Here is a 16,800-nt window from a genome sequence, read left to right as displayed (position 1 = left end):
AAATCGCCCCAAGGGAACGAAAAAACGTGGGGACACATGGCTGAGTTTCTGACGACACCCCTCGGCATTCTGGTGACCGTTGCGGCCCAGACACTTCTGGTCATCGGTTTCGTGATGGTCAGCCTGTTGTTCCTGGTCTACGGCGACCGGAAAATCTGGGCTGCAGTCCAGCTTCGGCGCGGACCGAACGTGGTCGGTCCCTGGGGCCTGCTGCAAACCGTCGCCGACGCTCTGAAATACGTGGTGAAGGAAGTCGTGATCCCGGCGGGCGCCGATCGCACTGTCTTCATGCTTGCACCGCTGATTTCGTTCGTGCTTGCCATGATCGCCTGGGCGGTCATCCCGTTCAACGACACCTGGGTACTGGCCGATATCAACGTGGCCATCCTTTATGTGTTCGCTGTGTCCTCGCTGGAGGTCTACGGCGTGATCATGGGAGGCTGGGCGTCGAACTCGAAGTATCCGTTCCTGGGTTCGCTTCGTTCCGCGGCGCAGATGATTTCCTACGAGGTCTCGATCGGTCTGATCATTATCGGGGTGATCCTTTCGACCGGGTCGATGAACTTCGGTGACATCGTGCGCGCCCAGGATGGTGACTGGGGCTTTTTCAGCTGGTACTGGCTGCCCCATTTCCCGATGGTGTTCCTGTTCTTCATCAGCGCGCTGGCCGAGACCAACCGTCCGCCATTCGATCTGCCGGAGGCGGAGTCTGAACTCGTCGCGGGCTACCAGGTGGAATACTCCTCGACGCCGTTCCTGCTGTTCATGGCGGGCGAATACATTGCGATCTTCCTGATGTGCGCGCTGACAACGCTGCTGTTCTTCGGCGGCTGGCTGTCGCCGGTGCCGTTCCTGCCGGACGGGCCGCTCTGGATGGTCGCGAAGATGGCGTTCTTCTTCTTCCTGTTCGCGATGGTGAAGGCCATCGTACCCCGCTACCGCTATGACCAGCTGATGCGTCTGGGCTGGAAATGGTTCCTTCCGTTCAGCCTGATCTGGGTCGTTCTGGTGGCGTTTTTCGCGAAATTCGAGATGTTCGGCGGCGCTTATGCCCGCTGGGCCGTGGGAGGCTGAGATATGGCATCCATAGACTGGAACCGCGCGGGCCGTTATTTCCTGCTGTTTGACATGCTGGGCGGCTTCAAGCTGGGTCTGAAGTACTTCTTCGGCCCCAAGGCCACCGTGAACTACCCGCACGAGAAGGGGCCGCTTTCTCCGCGCTTCCGGGGCGAGCATGCGCTGCGCCGTTATCCGAACGGCGAGGAGCGGTGCATCGCATGCAAGCTGTGCGAGGCAATCTGCCCGGCGCAGGCGATCACCATCGACGCGGAACCCCGCGAGGACGGGTCGCGCCGAACGACGCGGTACGACATCGACATGACGAAGTGCATTTATTGCGGCTTCTGCCAAGAAGCCTGTCCGGTGGACGCCATCGTCGAGGGACCGAATTTCGAGTTTTCGACTGAGACGCGGGAAGAGCTGTACTACACGAAGGAAAAGCTTCTGGAGAACGGCGAGCGCTGGGAAGCCGAGATCGCCCGGAACCTGGAAATGGATGCGCCGTACAGATGACGGACCAGAACAACCCTTTTGCGGCGATGATGGCCTTGGGCCAGGAGTGGGCGAAAGCGCTCAATCCGGCGCTTGAGTCGTTCACGCCGAAAGGGTTCGAGGCGCTGATCCCGACGATGCCCAAGGACATGATGGAAACCATGATGGGCAAGACGTTCAATCCAGAGGGTCTGGACGCGAAGACGAAGCTGCTTCTGACGCTGGGCGGGTTGACCATTCTGGGCGCGCAGGCGGAGGCACAGATCAGGATGACGGTGCGCCATGCTCTCGAGGCTGGTGCGACGAAACAGGAAATCGCCGAGACCATCGCGCTTGTCGGCGTTTTCGGGGGCATCCCCGCGATGACCAAGGCGATGGAACTGGCAAGCTCGGTGATGGACGCCGGGTCGGAGGATGACGCATGACGGCACAGGTTTTCGCTTTCTACCTTTTCGCCATCACCTGTATCGCGGGCGGGCTGTTCACCGTGATCGCCCGTAACCCGGTGCATTCGGTCCTGTGGCTGATCCTGACGTTCCTGTCAGCGGCCGGGCTGTTCGTTCTTTTGGGTGCGGAGTTCGTGGCGATGCTGCTGGTCATCGTCTACGTCGGCGCCGTGGCCGTGCTGTTCCTGTTCGTCGTGATGATGCTGGATGTGGATTTCGCCGAGCTGAAAGCCGAGATGGCCAAGTACATGCCTCTGGCCTTGCTGATCGGCGTGGTGATCCTGATGCAGCTCGCGCTGGCCTTCGGTGTCTGGACGACCGCCGAGGGCGTGGTGATGGCCGACCGGCCTGACGCGATTGCCGGAGGCGGTTCGCACAACACCGAGGCTTTGGGCCTGATCCTCTACGACAAGTACTTCCTTCTGTTCCAACTGGCGGGACTGATCCTGCTGGTTGCCATGATCGGCGCGATCGTTCTGACGCTGCGCCACCGCCAGGACATCAAGCGGCAGGACATCCTGCAGCAGATGTATCGCGATCCGGGCAAGGCGCTTGTCATGAAGGACGTAAAATCGGGGCAGGGGCTGTAAGCCATGGCGAAAGGCGGCGTATTTCAGGCCTTGGGCAACCTCTGGCGCTGGACCATCTGGGGTCTGGCGGCGATTCTGGTTGTCGCTCTTTGGCTCGGCTGGTCGAACCGGGATGCGGAAGTCGTTGCCGAATCCGAAGCGCCTGCGGAGCAGGAGGTCGCCGAACTGCCAGTGAGCATCGATGAGAGTGCTGAAGCGGCGTCGGAAGATGCGGCCGGGGCTGCGCCGGAAACCGCGCTCGAAGCCGTAACAGAAGAGGCTCAGGACGCCGCCGGCGAGGTGGCTGCCGCCGTCGAAACGGCGGCAGGGAAAATGGAAGAGGCCGCGTCCGAAGCGGTTGAGAGCACGGTAAATGAAGTTCAGTCGGCAATCGAAGGCGCTTTGGGGGCCGCGGGCGAGGCTGCAGAAAAAGCCGAGAGCGGACTGGCATCCATCGTCGAGAAAGCGGAAGCGGCGGTTGAACAGGTCGAAGGAGCGCTGGAGGGCGCCGATCCGGACATGGTTCCCGCGACAGAACTCGAGGAAGCTTCGGTTCCTGGAGGGGCGATCGCCGAGGAGCAGGCGAATCTGAACATCCTTTCACCGGAAATGGGCAATATCACTGTTCCCGGCGATACGGCGACCTATGCGCTGGTCAGTATTTTCCAGCGTGATGACGGCATGATCGAAGTCGTCTCGGACCGGACGGAGAACGGAGAGACGACACAAACCATCCGGCTGGTGACCTGCGCGCCACTGGCCGTGGGCGTGATTTCCGAGGGTGGAAGCCCCCGGAACGACGCGCCGGAACTCGAAAGAATACCGTTGGGCAGCGCCGCCGCGACTATCGCGGGGCTTGCCTGCGGAGCAATGAACTGAACGGACGATTGGCATGATCGGACTTGAACACTACCTCACCGTCGCGGCGACGCTGTTCGTCATCGGCATTTTCGGGATCTTCCTGAACAGGAAGAACGTCATCATCCTTTTGATGTCGATCGAATTGATGCTTCTGGCGGTGAACATCAACCTGGTCGCCTTTTCGGCCTATTTGCAGGACCTCACCGGACAGGTCTTTACCTTGTTCGTTTTGACCGTGGCCGCCGCCGAGGCTGCCATCGGTCTTGCAATCCTGGTCTGCTTCTTCCGGAACCGCGGCACCATCGATGTCGAAGACGTCAACGTGATGAAAGGCTGAGAGAGACATGGAAACCATCATCCTCTTCGCCCCGCTCGTCGGCGCGCTGATCTGCGGGTTCGGCTGGCGGATCATCGGCGAGAAAGCCGCGCAATGGGTGGCGACTGGCTTCTTGTTCCTGGTCTGCCTGCTGAGCTGGATCATCTTCCTGACCTTCGATCCCTTCGCGCACGAGGGCGGGCATTACACGGTTCAGGTTCTGCGCTGGATCGAGTCAGGCAGTCTTGCGACCGACTGGGCGATCCGCATGGACCGGCTGACGGCGATCATGCTTGTGGTGATCACCTCGGTCTCGGCGCTCGTCCACCTGTATTCGTTCGGTTATATGGCGCATGACGACAATTTTGACGACGAGAAGGAAAGCTATCGCCCGCGCTTCTTCGCCTATCTGTCGTTCTTCACCTTCGCGATGCTGATGCTGGTGACGGCGGACAATCTGGTCCAGATGTTCTTCGGCTGGGAGGGCGTGGGCCTGGCGTCGTACCTGCTGATTGGGTTCTATTTCCGGAAGCCATCGGCGAATGCCGCCGCAATCAAGGCTTTCGTGGTCAACCGTGTGGGTGACTTCGGCTTTGCGCTTGGCATCTTCGCGATCTTCTTCCTGGTCGACTCGATCAATTTCTCGGACATCTTCGCGGCCGCGCCCAAATTGGCCGAGACGGAACTGCACTTCCTCTGGACGACATGGAACGCGGCGGAACTGATCGCCTTCCTCCTGTTCATCGGGGCGATGGGCAAGTCGGCGCAATTGTTCCTGCACACATGGCTGCCGGACGCGATGGAAGGCCCGACACCCGTGTCTGCGCTGATCCATGCTGCCACGATGGTCACGGCCGGCGTGTTCCTGGTGTGCCGAATGTCGCCGCTGATGGAATTCGCGCCCGGCACAACGACTTTCATCGTCGTCATCGGGGCCTGCACGGCGTTCTTCGCCGCGACCGTGGGCCTGGTGCAGAACGACATCAAGCGTGTGATCGCCTACTCGACCTGCTCGCAGCTGGGCTACATGTTCGTGGCTGCCGGTGTCGGCGTCTATTCGGTCGCCATGTTCCACCTTTTCACGCACGCCTTCTTCAAGGCCATGCTGTTCCTCGGCGCTGGCTCGGTCATCCACGGGATGCACCACGAGCAGGACATGCGGAACTATGGCGGTCTTCGTCACAAGCTGCCCAAGACCTTCTGGGCGATGATGATCGGCACGCTGGCCATTACCGGCGTCGGTATTCCGCTTCTCTATATAGGGTTCCCTGTCGGTTTTGCCGGTTTCGTGTCGAAGGACGCCATCATCGAGAGCGCCTTCGCGGGCGGAACCGGAGCGTCGCTCTTTGCGTTCTGGGCGCTGGTCATCGCGGCGCTGTTTACCAGCTTCTATTCGTGGCGGCTGATGTTCCTGACCTTCTATGGCGAGCCTCGTGGCGACAAGCATACGCATGAGCATGCGCATGAAAGCCCGACGGTGATGCTGGTCCCGCTTGGCGTTCTTGCAGTGGGTGCGATCCTTGCCGGTATGGTCTGGTACAAGCCGTTCTTCGGTGATCACCATGCCGTCGAGAACTGGTTCGGGATCGCAAAGCACGAAAAGGAAGCGGTTCTTGTTCTGCCGGGTGCCGCGTTTGCCGCAACCGAAGCGGCCAAGGATGAAGGGCACGGAGACGAGAAGGCCGATCACGGCGAGGGTCCGACCCCTGGCCAGGGAGCGATCTTCATGGCCGCCGACAACCATGTGCTGGACGACGCGCATCATGTGCCGGTCTGGGTCAAGCTGATGCCGTTCCTTGCGATGCTCGTCGGGTTCCTGACGGCGTTCCAGTTCTATATCCGGCGCCCGGACCTGCCAGGCAAACTGGCCGCGAACCAAGCGCCTCTGTACAACTTCCTGCTGAACAAGTGGTATTTCGACGAAATCTACGATTTCGTGTTTGTCCGCCCTGCCAAGGCCATCGGCCATTTCCTCTGGAAGAAGGGCGACGGAGCGACCATCGACGGCTTCCTGAACGGGCTGGCCATGGGCGTAATACCGTTTTTCACTCGGCTCGCGGGCCGTGCGCAGTCGGGTTACATCTTCACTTACGCATTTGCCATGGTGCTGGGCATTCTTGTCCTGGTCACCTGGATGACGCTTTCGGGGGGCAACTGAGACCATGGATAACCTGATCTCCATCGTCACTTTCATCCCCGCCATCGGTGCCGCGATCATGGCGCTGTTCCTGCGTGGCGATGACGAGGCCGCTCAGCGGAACGCCAAGTGGCTGGCACTTGCCGCCACAAGCGCATCGCTTCTGGCCTCGCTGTTCCTTCTGGCCGGCTTCGATCCTCAAGACACCGGTTTCCAGTTCGTCGAAGAGGGCGAATGGATCATGGGTCTGACCTATCGGATGGGTGTGGATGGCATCTCGATCCTGTTCGTCATGCTGACCACCTTCCTGATGCCGATCACGATCCTGGCCTGCTGGGATGTGACCCACCGGGTCAAGGAATACATGATCGCCTTCCTGGTTCTCGAGACCCTGATGCTGGGCGTCTTCACGGCGCTGGACCTGGTCCTGTTCTACCTGTTCTTCGAGGGGGGGCTGATCCCGATGTTCCTGATCATCGGGATCTGGGGCGGAAAGGAGCGGATCTACGCTTCCTTCAAGTTCTTCCTCTACACCTTCTTTGGCTCAGTGCTGATGCTGGTGGCGATGATCGCGATGTATGTCGATGCCGGCACCACCTGCATCGGTGGCTGTGAAGGCACGTCGCTTCTGACCCACACCTTCGCCTCGGGCACCCTGGACATTGCGGGCGTGCAGGTGATCGGCGGGCTTCAGACGCTCCTGTGGCTGGCCTTCTTCGCCTCATTCGCGGTGAAGATGCCGATGTGGCCGGTGCACACCTGGTTGCCTGACGCGCACGTTCAGGCCCCGACGGCTGGGTCTGTCGTGCTGGCGGCGATCCTTCTGAAGATGGGCGGTTACGGTTTCCTGCGGTTCAGCCTGCCCATGTTCCCGGTAGCGTCGGACCTCCTGGCCGATTTTGTGCTGTGGCTCTCGGCCATCGCGATCGTCTACACCTCGCTGGTGGCGCTGATGCAGGAGGACATGAAAAAGCTGATCGCGTATTCTTCCGTCGCTCACATGGGCTATGTCACGGCGGGCATCTTCGCGGCGAACCAGCAGGGCGTTGATGGCGCGATCTTCCAGATGTTGTCGCACGGCTTCATCTCGGGCGCGCTCTTCCTCTGTGTGGGTGTCATTTATGACCGGATGCATACCCGCGAGATCGACGCTTATGGCGGACTTGTGAACCGGATGCCCGCATATGCGGCGGTGTTCATGTTGTTCACGATGGCAAACGTCGGGCTTCCGGGCACATCCGGTTTCGTCGGCGAATTCCTGACACTCATGGGCATGTTCCAGGCAAACACCTGGGTTGCAGCCGTCGCGGCGACGGGCGTGATCCTGTCGGCGGCCTATGCGCTCTGGCTGTACCGCCGGGTCGTCATGGGCGACCTGATCAAGGAAAGCCTGAAATCCATTACCGACATGACGACGCGAGAGCGGGCCATCTTTGCACCGCTCATCGTCATGACCATCCTGCTGGGTGTCTATCCCAGCCTTGTCACCGATATCATCGGCCCCTCCGTCGAGGCCCTTCTGGGCAGCTATGACACGGCGGTAGCCGAGCACGCCGCCACATCGATGGTCGCGTCGAACGGAGGAAGCCACTGATGCAACCCGGCGATCTTTCGATCATCCTTCCGGAGATCATTCTCTCGATCTATGCGATGGGCGCCCTTCTGATCGGCGTTTATGGCGGCAAGGACAAGCTGGCCCCGGCCCTTGTCTGGGGGACCTCCGCGCTGTTCGTTGTCGTTGGCGCCTGGATCGGGCTGCAGGGAACGGGCACGACTTCTGCCTTTGGCGGCATGTTCGTGGACGATGCCTTCGCGCGGTTCGCGAAGGTGACGATCCTGCTTTCGGCTGCCGCCGTTCTGGTGATGAGCGAAGGCTACATGGCTCGGCGCAACCTTCTGCGCTTCGAGTACCCGCTTCTGATCGCGCTGGCCGCGGTCGGCATGATGATGATGGTCTCGGCAGGAGACCTGATCGCGCTTTACATGGGGCTGGAGCTGCAGTCGCTTGCGCTTTATGTCGTGGCGTCGCTACGCCGTGACAGCGTGAAGTCGACCGAGGCCGGTCTGAAATACTTCGTGCTGGGCGCTCTTTCCTCGGGCCTGCTTCTGTACGGCGCGTCGCTGGTTTACGGCTTCGCTGGTACGACCGAATTCTCGGGGATCATCGCTGCGGCTCAGGGAGAAACGCCCCTGGGTCTGCTCTTCGGGTTGTCTTTCATCGCCGCGGGGCTTGCGTTCAAGGTTTCGGCGGCGCCGTTCCACATGTGGACGCCGGATGTCTACGAGGGCTCGCCCACGCCGGTCACGGCGTTTTTCGCGACCGCGCCCAAGATGGCGGCAATGGGATTGTTCGCCCGGGTCGTTCACGACGCCTTCGGCGGCGTCGTCGGCGACTGGCAGCAGATCCTTGCCTTCCTGTCGGTTGTGTCGATGTTCCTTGGCGCTGTCGCCGCGATCGGACAGACAAACATCAAGCGCCTGATGGCCTATTCGTCAATCGCGCACATGGGCTATGCGCTGATGGGCCTGGCTTCTGGTACCGCGGCAGGCGTCGAAGCGATGCTGGTCTACATGGCGATCTACGTGACGATGAACATCGGAACATTCGCCTTCATCCTTTCGATGGAAAAGGATGGCCAGCCCGTGGTCGAGATCGCGGCGCTGAGCCAGTACTCGCGCCGTGATCCTCTGAAGGCGTTGGCGATGCTGGTTCTGCTCTTCAGCCTTGCGGGCGTTCCGCCTCTGGTCGGGTTCTTCGCGAAGTACTCGGTTCTTCTGGCGGCGGTCGATGCTGGGCTTGCCTGGCTGGCAGTCGCTGGTGTGATCGCCAGCGTGATCGGCGCGTTCTACTATCTGCGCATCGTCTACCTGATGTATTTCGGGGCGGATGAGAGCGAATTGGAGGCGGGCGGCTCTCCGGTCCTGTCCGGTTTTCTCGTCGCCAGTGCCTTGATCATGGTGCTGGGTGTCGTGAACCTCTTCGGAATCGAAGGGGTGGCCGAGGCTGCCGCGGCGACGCTTGTCAACTGAGACCGAAGGTTTCGCGCCTGAGGCGCGACCCGCCGGGGGGCTCTGCCCCCCGGACGCCCCGCCGTATTTGAACCAGGAAGATGGGAGGGGCCACCATGGGGCTTGAGCCGCTTCCCTGGCCGGAGGGTGTCGGTCGTGTCATCCTGGACGAGGTTGACAGCACCATGGCAGAGGCGGCGCGACGCGCGCCGGCTCTGGATCGTCCGACCTGGATCATGGCCTACCGACAGACCGCGGCGAGAGGCCGGCGGGGGCGAGAGTGGGAAAACCCGCCGGGAAATTTTTCCGCGACCTTCGTATACCGGCCTGGCGGCACTCCGGCGAGTGCGGCGCTGCGCTCGTTCATGGCCTCGAACGCCTTGTTCGAGGCTTTGGCCATGAAGATCGACCGGGACCGTTTGGCATTGAAATGGCCCAACGACGTCCTTCTGAACGGCGGGAAGGTGGCGGGTATCCTGCTGGAATCGACGGGCAGCGCCGGGCAGGTGGACTGGCTGTCGATCGGGATCGGCGTGAACCTCGTTACTGCTCCCACCGGCGTGGAAGGGGCGAGCTTTCCGCCAGTCAGTCTGGAACAGGAGGGCGGGCAGCCCTGCGATCCACATGAGTTGCTGTCGATGCTTGCGTCGAACATGGCTACCGAGGAGCGGATTTTCACCGAACTTGGATTTGGTCCCATTCGCGAGAACTGGCTGAAAAAGGCCGCGCGACTGGGGGAAGTCATTACGGCGCGCACGGCGCGGGATGAGATCACCGGCAGGTTCGAGACGGTCGACGAGGCCGGACAGCTTGTGCTTGAGACGCCGAAGGGTAGGGTGACCATACCTGCGGCAGACGTCTATTTCTGAGGAGGCTGACGTGCTTCTCTGCATCGATACCGGAAACACCAACACGGTCTTTTCTGTCTGGGACGGGAAGCGCTTCATTGCCACCTTCCGGGCCTCGACCGAGCACCAGCGGACGGCAGATCAGTATTACGTCTGGCTGTCGACGCTAATGGCGCACAAGGGCTTCGACATGTCGATCGACGAGGTGATCATTTCCTCGACGGTTCCGCGTGTCGTGTTCAATCTCCGCGTCCTTGCCGATCGGTACTTCAAGACGCGTCCGATCGTCGTGGGCAAGCCGGATTGTCTTTTGCCGGTGCCGCCCAGGGTCGATGAAGGCGTGAAGCCGGGGCCTGACCGGTTGGCCAATGCCGCCGGTGCGTTCGACCGGCACGGAGGGAATGTGATCGTCGTAGATTTCGGGACGGCGACGAATTTCGACGTTGTGGCCGAGGATGGCGCCTATGTGGGCGGAGTGATCTCGCCGGGGGTGAACCTGTCGCTCGAGGCGCTGCACGCGGGTGCCGCAGCGCTACCGCATGTGGATATCAGCCAGCCGGCCAAGATCATCGGGACCAACACGGTGGAATGTATCCAGGCGGGTGTGTTCTGGGGCTATATCGGGCTGGTGAGAGAGATCACCGGACGTATCAAGGCCGAATATGGCAAGCCGATGAAAGTTATCGGAACCGGTGGGTTGGCCCCGTTGTTCAGCCAGGGCGATGTCCTATTTGATACAATTGAAGATGACCTGACGATTCACGGTCTGACCGTGATCCATCGGTTCAACAAGGAAAACGCATGAGTCGTGAGAGATTGATCTACCTGCCCCTTGGCGGGGCCGGGGAAATTGGCATGAACGCCTATGTCTATGGGTGGGGAAAACCGGGAGAGGAACGACTGATCGTCGTCGATCTGGGCGTCACCTTTCCGGACATGGACGGCTCGCCCGGCGTCGACCTGATCTTCCCCGATATCTCCTGGCTTGAGGAACGCCGAGACCGGATCGATGCGATCTTCATCACCCATGCCCATGAAGACCATGTGGGCGCGGTCGGGCATCTCTGGTCACGCCTTCGGGCGCCGGTTCATGCCCGGAAGTTCACCGCCTACCATGCCCAGAGGAAGCTGGAGGAGCAGGGTCAGGACCCGGAAGCGGTTACGATCGCCGAACCCTGGCCGGCGACGGTGACGGCGGGACCGTTCACAGTCGGGTTCGCGCCGATCAGCCATTCGATCCCCGAGTCCGCTGCCTTGATCATCGATACCCCCGCGGGACGCCTGGTGCATTCGGCCGATTTCAAGCTGGACGCTACGCCCTTGGTGGGGGAGCCATTCGATCCTGAGCTATGGGCGTCGATCGGGGAGACCGGGGTCAAGGTTTTGGTCTGCGACTCAACAAATGTTTTCGCGCCTCATCCCGGCCGCTCGGAAGCGTCGCTGCGCGATCCAATCACCAAACTGGTACAGAACGCCGGAGGCATGTTCGTTGCGACGACCTTCGCGTCGAACGTGGCCCGGGTGAAGACTCTGGCCGAGGCCGGGCAGGCCGCAGGGCGCTCGGTTTGTCTCATGGGGCGCGCGATGCGCCGGATGATCGAGGCTGCGGTCGAAACCGGGGTTCTGACCGATTTTCCAAAAACCATTGCTCCGGAGGACGCGGTCGACATTCCGCGTTCGAACCTGATGCTGATCGTGACCGGGAGCCAGGGCGAGCGGAGGGCGGCGTCGGCGGCCTTGAGCCGAGGCAAGTACCTCGGCCTGACTCTGGCTGAAGGCGATACGTTTCTCTTCTCGTCGAAGACCATTCCGGGGAACGAGCGGGGCGTGCTGCAGATCGTGAACGCGTTCTCCGAGCTTGGGGTGGACGTGGTCGATGACAGTTCTTCCGCGTACCACGTCTCCGGGCACGCGAACCGGCCGGACCTGATCGAGATGCATCGGTTGGTAAACCCGCGGATCGTGGTGCCGATGCATGGCGAGCATCGGCATTTGCGGGAACATGCGAAGTTGGCCGACGAGCATGGGCGAAAGGGTGTATTGGCGCCGAACGGGACGATGGTGGACCTGACCGGGGATACGCCGGAGGTGGTGGAATACGTCGAGACGGGAAGGACCTATCTTGACGGGTCCGTTCAGATCGGTGCGCTTGACGGGGTTGTGCGGAACCGGATCCGGATGGCGCTGAACGGGCACGCGATCGTGAGCCTGATACTTGAGGATGACGAACCCGTGGGGGACCCCTGGGTCGATCTGGTGGGATTGCCGGAAACCGGACAATCCAACGCGCCTCTCAGCGAGGTGATCGAGGAAGACCTGAGCCAGTTCGTTGGACGTGCGGGCCGAAGGACGTTGGCCGACGACGACGATCTTGAGAAAGAACTGAAACGCATCGTCCGGCAGACGGCATCGAACGAAATCGGCAAGAAGCCGGAAGTAACCATTGTCATCAGCAGGTTGTCATGACACCGGTAATCTTCGACCTTGATGGTACCCTGATCGACAGTCTTCCGTCGCTGACGAAGGCGGCGAATGAGCTTCTTGACCGAAGGGGATTGCCGGCGCTGGACATCAAGACCGTTGAGGGCTTTGTCGGGCGCGGCGAACGGGTTTTCGTGGAGCGAATGATCGCGGCGACCGCTCTTCGGCCGGAAGACTTCGAAGAGTTGCTGGCAGAGTACATGCCGATCTACAAGACGGCGGCGCTTGAGACCATCTTGATGCCCGGCGTTGTGGAGGCGCTGACCTCGCTCCGAGCGGAGGGCGTTCCGTTGGGGGTGGTCACGAACAAGCCTCGGGCTCCATTGATACCGACGCTTGAAACGGTAGCGCTGACGCCTTTTTTCGACGTGATCCTTGCTGGTGACGATCTCGAGCGGCGCAAGCCCGATCCCGAGCCGTTGTTTCACGCGATGCGGGTTCTTGGGGCGGAGAGCTGCATCTATGTGGGCGATAGCGACGTGGATGCCGAAACCGCGAAGCGGGCTGGGCAAGTGTTTGTTTTATATACAGAAGGCATTCGCACCACGCCGATGGAAGAAATTCCGCACAGCGTGGCGTTCAACGATTTCGGGATGCTTCCGGGGATCGTGCGGAAGTTAACGGAAGGTTAACTGGCCTTCCGCTCCTCGAAGCTCATCGCGATGAAGCTGGGCATGTGATCGCCCATACCCATCACCTTGTTCTCCTTGCCACGCCCACGATCGCGGCGATCGCGAGACCGGTCACGGCTTTCTACGGGTTCGGCTGCGGATTCGGAAATCTCTTCGCTGGCGACGACCGGGGCTTCTTCCACCGGCGTTTCCGGCGCCGCTTCAGCGGGTTTCTCCGTCTTGCGGCGGCGTTCGCGCTTCGGGCGTTCGGCGCGGGGCTCCGATTCTTCCGCCACCGGCATTTCCAGAGACGGAATTTTCTTGTCGATCAGTTTTTCGATCGCATCGAGCAGCTTCTCGTCGGCTGGTGCGCAGATCATGATCGCCTTACCGTCGCGTCCCGCCCGGCCGGTTCGTCCGATGCGATGGACGTAGTCTTCGGAGTGGCTGGGCACGTCGTAGTTGAACACGTGACTGACCGACGGAACGTCCAGGCCGCGCGCGGCGACATCCGAAGCGACGAGGAACCGCAGTTTGCCTTCTCGGAACGAGTCGAGTGTCCTGGTGCGCTGTGACTGATCGAGGTCGCCGTGAATTGGGGCCGCGTCAAATCCGTGCTTCTTCAGGGATTTCGCCACGATGTCCACATCCGTCTTGCGGTTGCAGAAGACGATGGCGTTGGTGCATTTGTCGCCTTCGCGGAGGATCAGCGAGCGCAGAAGATCGCGCTTCTCCTTGGCGGTGCGGTCACGCCGTGACGGTTTGATCCTTACAACTTCCTGATCGATCGTTTCGGACGCGGTGGCCTGGCGGGCCACCTCGATCCGGGCAGGATTTGACAGGAATGTATTTGTGATCCGTTCGATCTCGGGGGCCATGGTGGCCGAGAAGAACAGCGTCTGGCGGGTGAACGGCGTCAGGTTGAAGATGCGTTCGATGTCCGGAATGAAGCCCATGTCGAGCATCCGGTCAGCCTCGTCCACAACCATGATCTCGATGCCGGTCAGCAGAAGCTTGCCACGCTCGAAATGGTCGAGGAGGCGGCCGGGCGTTGCGATGAGCACGTCGACGCCGCGGTCGATCAACTGATCCTGTTCCTTGAAGGACACGCCACCAATCAGCAGCGCCTTGGTGAGTTTCACGTTCTGGGCGTAGGTGTCGAAATTCTCGGCCACCTGCGCGGCCAGTTCCCGTGTCGGGCAGAGAACCAGAGACCGGGGCATGCGCGCACGTGCGCGGCCCCGGGCCAGCATGTGGATCATCGGTAGGGTAAAACTTGCGGTCTTGCCCGTGCCCGTTTGCGCGATGCCGAGGACGTCGCGGCCTGCGAGCGCATGGGGAATCGCGCCTTCCTGGATGGGGGTGGGTGTTTCGTAGCCGGCCGCCTCAACGGCCTTGAGAATCTTGGGCGAAAGCGCCAGATCGGAAAATTTCGTCATGTTGGTCCATAGTTACGGACCAATCTTGGGCCCGTCGGATTACGCGGCATCGGTCCGGATGACCTCGAGCTTATCCACAAGCTGCCACAACTGGAGAGACACGTAGTGTATGGGCCTCTGGGCGTCAATGACCTGCGACGAAAGGTGATCAATAGGCCTTCTGAGGGTCGATTGTTTCCATTATTGCTTTAATTTTGAGCGAGATGTGAATCTTGCCTTTTCTTCAGCTATTCGCGGGCAAGTGATGCACAAGAGAAATGGCGTCGTACATCACGCGATGACTTGCCTGATCTGACCATGACGTCGAACACCGGATACCACGCGGTGTTTTCCACAAAGAACGCCACGGATACCACTGACAATGCGGGAAAATACCTCAACAGACTTATCCACAGGGGGCTGACGACCTGTTGTCAACTTCCGGCATCTGAGAGGCGCGAAATCTCGGCCAAAGCCGCCGCAACTTTCAATTCGATCATGCGTTCCCCGATCCGCGCCGAAGCTTCGGCAGGTGCGCCGTTGTAGCCGGGATCAAACCCGGGTCTGGTATCAACCGGATGGTCGCGCACGCCTTCCGGATGAACGGCCATCAATTCGGAGGTGTCGCGTATGCCGGCATGTTCACCGATCTGGTCGAAATTGAAGCCGTCTGCTTCGAGCGCGGCCCGCTGACGATTCGAAGAATAGTAGGCGCCAATCTGGAGAACGTTAACGCCGCGGCCGGACCACTCGCGCGAGAGCGCAGCGGCGACCTGTTCCTGGGCGGCCTGGTTGCCGCCGCTATCGCCGATGAAGATGATCCGCCTGAAGCCATGCGTCTCGAGGCTGCGCGCGGTGTGTTCTAGCAGGCTGGCGAAGACCTCTTCCGGCAGGCTGATGGTGCCGGCCCATTGCATGTGGCCCGTGGGATCGTCACCCGTCCGACCCTCGGGGACATGGGCGATCACGGGCGCGACCAGAGTCTTGCCGAGGCGGCCGGCGATGCGCTCGGCCGTGGCCTTCACGATGTAGTTGTGTTTGCCGAGGATGACGTGCGGCCCGTTCTGTTCGGTTCCACCCGTCGGGACGATCACGGTATCGAACCCGTCTTGCAGGGCGCGGTCGACCTCGGTCCAGGTCAGGTCTTGCAGGTGAAGGGACGGGAGGGATCGGCTGGACGCGGCAACATCGCCGCTGTTGCGGAGCGTGACCGCGCCAAAGGTTATGGCGCCGATCAGCGCGACGATGCCGAGACGTTTCGCGAGGCCGGGTTTGCCCTTTGTCGCCTCGACCCAGGCCATCCGGAAGGGTTTCAGATAGATCTCGATCACCGAACCGAAGGGGTTCGGCTCCTCGCGGCTGATGCCGAATTCCAGTTTCTCATAGCCCTTGGGCACGTAGAGCGTACCGAAGGCCCAGTCCCAGACCGCGAAGATCAGGCCCATGTTCCTGTCCCAGTGCTTGCGGTCGATGGAGTGGTGGACCTGGTGCATCGCCGGGCTGATCAGGATGTGGGAGAGCCACCGGGGATAGCCCAGCCAGATGTGCGAATGGCGCAGGTTGTAGCCGACGAGGTAGAAGGCAAAGATCAGCACGTTAACGTTCATCACCGAGATCTCGGTCGGCTCGGTCAGTGTGAGATAGGTGAAGCCGGCGAAGGCGAGGCCAACGAGCGCGGCGGTGACGATGCCGGTGAAGAACAGGTCGACCGGGTGCATCCTGTAGACGGTTGCGGGTGTCAAAACTTCTGCCGAGTGATGAACCTGGTGGAACTGCCAGAGCACGACGACCTTGTGCTGGAGGTAGTGCGTGGTCCAGACCGCGAGATCGATCGCAAGCACGACCACAAGCGTGTAGGCGGCAGCGGTGAGGGGAGATGGTGCGAAGATCGCGCTGTCGCGCGCGCCGAAGAGGGTTTCCAGAAATCCACCGAAAGCGTTGAAGAAAACATGTCCTGAAACAAGGAGTTGCGCGATGATCCCGTAGTAGATCAGCGCATTCAGGACGAAATACATGTAGTCCTGCTTCGCCGAGCGGTGGAACCAGATCTTTGGGTCGAAGACCCAGGCCAGAAAGCCCTTTTCAACACCGTCGGGGCGCGCGCTTTCCTCGCGGTGGGAGAAGTAGAGCCAGGAGCCGCCGGCGATGACGAGGGCGCAGAGGAGGTAGAGGTAGAAGGCTTTCTGCGACGGCAGAAGCGGGGCCATCCATGCCGCCAGCGTGCTTCCCAATGCGGTATCTACAAACATGTCGTGCCTCGTTGCCAGAAGAGCGGCAGCGATGGTGTGCCCCCATCGTTGGGCTCCGTTAGATCAGGGCAATGTGGCGGTATTTGGGCGGGGTTAACGGAGGATTGCCAGAGCGGGCGCGAAACCCGCCTTTTCGATTTTTCGCAACATGATTTTCGGGGGTTAACAGGCTGTGTTTATGGGAGAAGCGTTCTGTCGGAAAAGCGTATGCAAAGCGTCGGCAAAGTGTATGGCAGCCGGGTTCGGTGCTTGCGGGACGGGTGCTTCGTCAACACAGGGGACGGTGCTGTGGGGGAGCTCCGGA

General features: G+C 61.0%; 15 protein-coding genes. 13 read left to right on the top strand and 2 right to left on the bottom strand.

What is annotated here, in order from left to right:
- The first annotated feature begins 36 nt into the window (after positions 1–36).
- From nuoH to ACKLNI_RS11650, 13 genes are all read left to right on the top strand, one after another.
- Positions 37–1,074, top strand: a complete 1,038-nt coding sequence (gene nuoH / locus ACKLNI_RS11710; RefSeq protein WP_413719253.1) for an NADH-quinone oxidoreductase subunit NuoH — start codon at positions 37–39, stop codon at positions 1,072–1,074.
- 3 nt (positions 1,075–1,077) lie between these two features.
- A complete protein-coding gene (gene nuoI, locus ACKLNI_RS11705; protein WP_413719252.1) occupies positions 1,078–1,572 on the top strand; it encodes an NADH-quinone oxidoreductase subunit NuoI in 495 nt (164 codons plus the stop codon).
- A complete protein-coding gene (locus ACKLNI_RS11700) occupies positions 1,569–1,976 on the top strand; it encodes a carboxymuconolactone decarboxylase family protein (protein ID WP_413719251.1) in 408 nt (135 codons plus the stop codon). The genes nuoI and ACKLNI_RS11700 overlap by 4 nt, the downstream gene beginning before the upstream one ends.
- Positions 1,973–2,587, top strand: a complete 615-nt coding sequence (locus ACKLNI_RS11695) for an NADH-quinone oxidoreductase subunit J (RefSeq protein ID WP_413719250.1) — start codon at positions 1,973–1,975, stop codon at positions 2,585–2,587. The genes ACKLNI_RS11700 and ACKLNI_RS11695 overlap by 4 nt, the downstream gene beginning before the upstream one ends.
- Positions 2,588–2,590: 3 nt before the next feature.
- Positions 2,591–3,445: a hypothetical protein gene (locus ACKLNI_RS11690; RefSeq protein WP_413719249.1), complete on the top strand. Its 855-nt coding sequence runs from the start codon at positions 2,591–2,593 to the stop codon at positions 3,443–3,445.
- Positions 3,446–3,458: 13 nt separating this feature from the next.
- Positions 3,459–3,764 (top strand): NADH-quinone oxidoreductase subunit NuoK, encoded by a 306-nt coding sequence (gene nuoK, locus ACKLNI_RS11685; RefSeq protein WP_413719248.1) that lies wholly within the window; start codon positions 3,459–3,461, stop codon positions 3,762–3,764.
- Positions 3,765–3,771: 7 nt separating this feature from the next.
- Positions 3,772–5,901: an NADH-quinone oxidoreductase subunit L gene (gene nuoL, locus ACKLNI_RS11680; RefSeq protein ID WP_413719247.1), complete on the top strand. Its 2,130-nt coding sequence runs from the start codon at positions 3,772–3,774 to the stop codon at positions 5,899–5,901.
- A gap of 4 nt (positions 5,902–5,905) precedes the next feature.
- Positions 5,906–7,474: an NADH-quinone oxidoreductase subunit M gene (locus ACKLNI_RS11675; RefSeq protein ID WP_413719246.1), complete on the top strand. Its 1,569-nt coding sequence runs from the start codon at positions 5,906–5,908 to the stop codon at positions 7,472–7,474.
- On the top strand, positions 7,474–8,910 hold the full coding sequence (gene nuoN / locus ACKLNI_RS11670) for an NADH-quinone oxidoreductase subunit NuoN (protein ID WP_413719245.1): 1,437 nt from the start codon (positions 7,474–7,476) through the stop codon (positions 8,908–8,910). The genes ACKLNI_RS11675 and nuoN overlap by 1 nt, the downstream gene beginning before the upstream one ends.
- 95 nt (positions 8,911–9,005) lie before the next feature.
- A complete protein-coding gene (locus ACKLNI_RS11665; RefSeq protein WP_413719244.1) occupies positions 9,006–9,758 on the top strand; it encodes a biotin--[acetyl-CoA-carboxylase] ligase in 753 nt (250 codons plus the stop codon).
- Between the two features lie 10 nt (positions 9,759–9,768).
- The gene (locus ACKLNI_RS11660) at positions 9,769–10,542 is read left to right on the top strand and encodes a type III pantothenate kinase (RefSeq protein ID WP_413719243.1); all 774 of its coding nucleotides are present in this window, start codon (positions 9,769–9,771) and stop codon (positions 10,540–10,542) included.
- Positions 10,539–12,203: a ribonuclease J gene (locus ACKLNI_RS11655; RefSeq protein WP_413719242.1), complete on the top strand. Its 1,665-nt coding sequence runs from the start codon at positions 10,539–10,541 to the stop codon at positions 12,201–12,203. Before ACKLNI_RS11660 ends, ACKLNI_RS11655 begins: the two co-directional genes overlap by 4 nt.
- Positions 12,200–12,850: an HAD-IA family hydrolase gene (locus tag ACKLNI_RS11650; RefSeq protein WP_413719241.1), complete on the top strand. Its 651-nt coding sequence runs from the start codon at positions 12,200–12,202 to the stop codon at positions 12,848–12,850. The genes ACKLNI_RS11655 and ACKLNI_RS11650 overlap by 4 nt, the downstream gene beginning before the upstream one ends.
- Here the strand turns inward: ACKLNI_RS11650 and ACKLNI_RS11645 are convergent.
- Together ACKLNI_RS11645 and ACKLNI_RS11640 are read right to left on the bottom strand one after the other, a co-directional pair.
- Positions 12,847–14,268, bottom strand: a complete 1,422-nt coding sequence (locus ACKLNI_RS11645) for a DEAD/DEAH box helicase (RefSeq protein WP_413719240.1) — start codon at positions 14,266–14,268, stop codon at positions 12,847–12,849. The two genes, ACKLNI_RS11650 and ACKLNI_RS11645, sit on opposite strands and share 4 nt — an antisense overlap.
- Before the next feature lie 413 nt (positions 14,269–14,681).
- Positions 14,682–16,496, bottom strand: a complete 1,815-nt coding sequence (locus ACKLNI_RS11640; RefSeq protein ID WP_413719239.1) for a creatininase family protein — start codon at positions 16,494–16,496, stop codon at positions 14,682–14,684.
- Between the last annotated feature and the right edge of the window lie 304 nt (positions 16,497–16,800).

Source organism: Silicimonas lutimaris, assembly GCF_047314965.1.
In the GTDB taxonomy this organism is placed as follows: domain Bacteria; phylum Pseudomonadota; class Alphaproteobacteria; order Rhodobacterales; family Rhodobacteraceae; genus JAVJUV01.
Note: the sequence above shows the minus strand (reverse complement) of the source record. Positions and strands in the feature narration are given on the sequence as shown.

Excerpts from the sequence above, each read along its gene's own strand:
- ACKLNI_RS11655 (WP_413719242.1), top strand. The coding sequence starts at position 10,539 with ATGAGTCGTGAGAGATTGATCTACCTGCCCCTTGGCGGGGCCGGGGAA.
- ACKLNI_RS11640 (WP_413719239.1), bottom strand. The coding sequence starts at position 16,496 with ATGTTTGTAGATACCGCATTGGGAAGCACGCTGGCGGCATGGATGGCC.
- ACKLNI_RS11645 (WP_413719240.1), bottom strand. The coding sequence starts at position 14,268 with ATGACGAAATTTTCCGATCTGGCGCTTTCGCCCAAGATTCTCAAGGCC.
- nuoI (WP_413719252.1), top strand. The coding sequence starts at position 1,078 with ATGGCATCCATAGACTGGAACCGCGCGGGCCGTTATTTCCTGCTGTTT.
- ACKLNI_RS11675 (WP_413719246.1), top strand. The coding sequence starts at position 5,906 with ATGGATAACCTGATCTCCATCGTCACTTTCATCCCCGCCATCGGTGCC.
- nuoH (WP_413719253.1), top strand. The coding sequence starts at position 37 with ATGGCTGAGTTTCTGACGACACCCCTCGGCATTCTGGTGACCGTTGCG.
- ACKLNI_RS11690 (WP_413719249.1), top strand. The coding sequence starts at position 2,591 with ATGGCGAAAGGCGGCGTATTTCAGGCCTTGGGCAACCTCTGGCGCTGG.
- ACKLNI_RS11665 (WP_413719244.1), top strand. The coding sequence starts at position 9,006 with ATGGGGCTTGAGCCGCTTCCCTGGCCGGAGGGTGTCGGTCGTGTCATC.
- nuoK (WP_413719248.1), top strand. The coding sequence starts at position 3,459 with ATGATCGGACTTGAACACTACCTCACCGTCGCGGCGACGCTGTTCGTC.
- ACKLNI_RS11695 (WP_413719250.1), top strand. The coding sequence starts at position 1,973 with ATGACGGCACAGGTTTTCGCTTTCTACCTTTTCGCCATCACCTGTATC.
- nuoN (WP_413719245.1), top strand. The coding sequence starts at position 7,474 with ATGCAACCCGGCGATCTTTCGATCATCCTTCCGGAGATCATTCTCTCG.
- ACKLNI_RS11700 (WP_413719251.1), top strand. The coding sequence starts at position 1,569 with ATGACGGACCAGAACAACCCTTTTGCGGCGATGATGGCCTTGGGCCAG.
- nuoL (WP_413719247.1), top strand. The coding sequence starts at position 3,772 with ATGGAAACCATCATCCTCTTCGCCCCGCTCGTCGGCGCGCTGATCTGC.
- ACKLNI_RS11650 (WP_413719241.1), top strand. The coding sequence starts at position 12,200 with ATGACACCGGTAATCTTCGACCTTGATGGTACCCTGATCGACAGTCTT.